At 41.6% G+C, this 1,894-nt stretch carries 3 protein-coding genes; 1 reads left to right on the top strand and 2 read right to left on the bottom strand.

Annotated elements, in window-relative coordinates; all coding sequences use genetic code 11:
* Positions 1-256 precede the first annotated feature (256 nt).
* Complete coding sequence (locus A3738_RS26180) at positions 257-859, bottom strand: DUF938 domain-containing protein (protein ID WP_068482967.1); 603 nt, start codon at positions 857-859, stop codon at positions 257-259.
* Entirely contained in the window at positions 859-1,308 is a 450-nt protein-coding gene (locus tag A3738_RS26185) for a hypothetical protein (RefSeq protein ID WP_068482965.1), read from the bottom strand. The genes A3738_RS26180 and A3738_RS26185 overlap by 1 nt, the downstream gene beginning before the upstream one ends.
* A 174-nt stretch (positions 1,309-1,482) precedes the next feature.
* Between A3738_RS26185 and A3738_RS26190 the strand changes: the two genes are divergently transcribed.
* Positions 1,483-1,894 (top strand): FlgO family outer membrane protein (locus A3738_RS26190; protein ID WP_197474052.1); only part of this gene is annotated, 412 nt, incomplete at its 3' end.

A 1,894-nucleotide genomic window follows, 5' to 3' on the forward strand; every position in this document is an offset into this window, starting at 1 on the left:
CTTCGTAAAGGAACGCTTGACAAGAAAGAATAAAATGAGATGGCAAATGACCACGCTAGCGATAGCCACGTATAACAAGTTCGTGCCTAAAACGTGATGAGCTGCAACAAGCAGGCAAGTAACCGCGACGGTACTAAGAATGAGTAAATGCTTGATGCGTTTCAAAAACATATAACAGTTTTTCTGAGGATGAAGTCCTACTAGCGTAGTCGATAATTACTAATCTATTGTTCTACTGAGCCGAATAATAATGCAGTTAATCTCGAGCTTTCCAAACTAATAAACGGTTGTTGGCTGGCATGGCATAATCTGCTAAGAGACTTAAATCATGGTCTTCAGCAAGTTGGTTGATCGTTTCAAAATCTCGAATTCCCATATGTTCACCCTGCTCTTTCAACCACACATCAAATTGAGCATTGCTATCACTGGTGTAACTGCCGTTGTAATTAAAAGGGCCGTAAACAAATACCATTCCTTTGTCATTAAGAAGTGATGGCAACAAGCTGAAAAATGCTTCAACTTCACTCCCGCTCATTATATGCAGTGTATTTGCAGTAAATACATAATCGTAGCGGTCGACCAATAGTTTTGGGTTAAATGAATTAACGTCTAGCTCGAATGGCGGAAGGAAGTTTTCGTGTTTGGACTCACTGACCCACTCTTCAATACCATCGTGGTACTCAACGCGGTCACTTGTTTGCCAAATTAGTGACGAAAACTTGCCTGACATATAAGCGCCGTGTTGCCCAGTGCCAGAGCCAATTTCGAGTAGATGGCCGCCTTGATCAACATAGGCTGATAGTGTGTCGCTAATGACGGCTTTGTTGTTTTCGCAAGACTGGGAAAAAGGTTTTGGCATTAAGGTCGCTCTACGGTCGTGGTTTTAATCTCAAGAGTCCGGCCCGTGTCATATACAAATTGCTCTTCTATAAAAGGGCTCGGTGTTTCGGGGAATGCATTCTGTTCTGCGTCTTGCCCTTTTCGGGTTTCTGTTTCTTCTCGTTCGATTTTCTTTTGTGATTCCTCGCGTTCTGCTACGCGTTCATATGCAGGTTTATCAGTCCCCTCACCGGAAAACTCGACACTCGTTTTGAGCGCACCAGCGATGGCTGCATCGGAGAGTTCTGGATTGTCGATAGACTCAAGCGACACGGTATCGATTGTTGATTTGGGTGTGAAGGTGAAGTCAAAATCGAACTCTTCATCGAAGCTTTCGTTGAAGTCGTCAAAACTGCCGAACTCACTATCCTCTGACAAGGCAACATTTTGTATGCTAAGGATGATCAAAAAGCAGAATAAACGAGTCATTATGTTCAATTCTATCTGTAGCTAGAAAATTTCAATCATAACAATTGTTGTCACGAGATGTTGAGGTACTCTCATGTTATTGGGTAGTGATATGGCGTATTACTTGCTTTTTGTGAAGACGATATATTATCGCGGAAGTATTTTTCCGTTCAAAAATTACATGGCATAGAAATTATGAAACCGTCTTACTTATTACCCGTTTTGCTTGTGACCGTATTAACGGCGTGTAGTTCAACTAATAATAGTGCACAAAACAATGAAGGCTTATGCGAAAGTAGTACCGGCGACTCCTATCCATGTGATGATTTAGAGATTCCTCAAACGGGCGCGAGTGATGGCGATTTTAGCTATGACACTGGTGGTGCTAATTTCAGGTTGTTACATGAGTATACTGAGCAAATGGCTGGTAATTTGTACGATGATTTAGAGGGAGCTAAATTAAACGGCCTTATTTTGGTTGCGTCATTTGTATACTTTGATACGACTTTGCAAAAGACGAGTTATCTAGGAAATCAGCTTGCGGAATATTTTATTAATGATCTTCAGGCACTTGGGCTTCCTGTTAGTGATCATAAACTGAGAGCAA

This window comes from Oleiphilus sp. HI0066 (assembly GCF_001635725.1).

Coding starts and splice junctions, on each gene's coding strand:
- A3738_RS26180 (WP_068482967.1), bottom strand. CDS start 859: ATGCCAAAACCTTTTTCCCAGTCTTGCGAAAACAACAAAGCCGTCATT.
- A3738_RS26185 (WP_068482965.1), bottom strand. CDS start 1,308: ATGACTCGTTTATTCTGCTTTTTGATCATCCTTAGCATACAAAATGTT.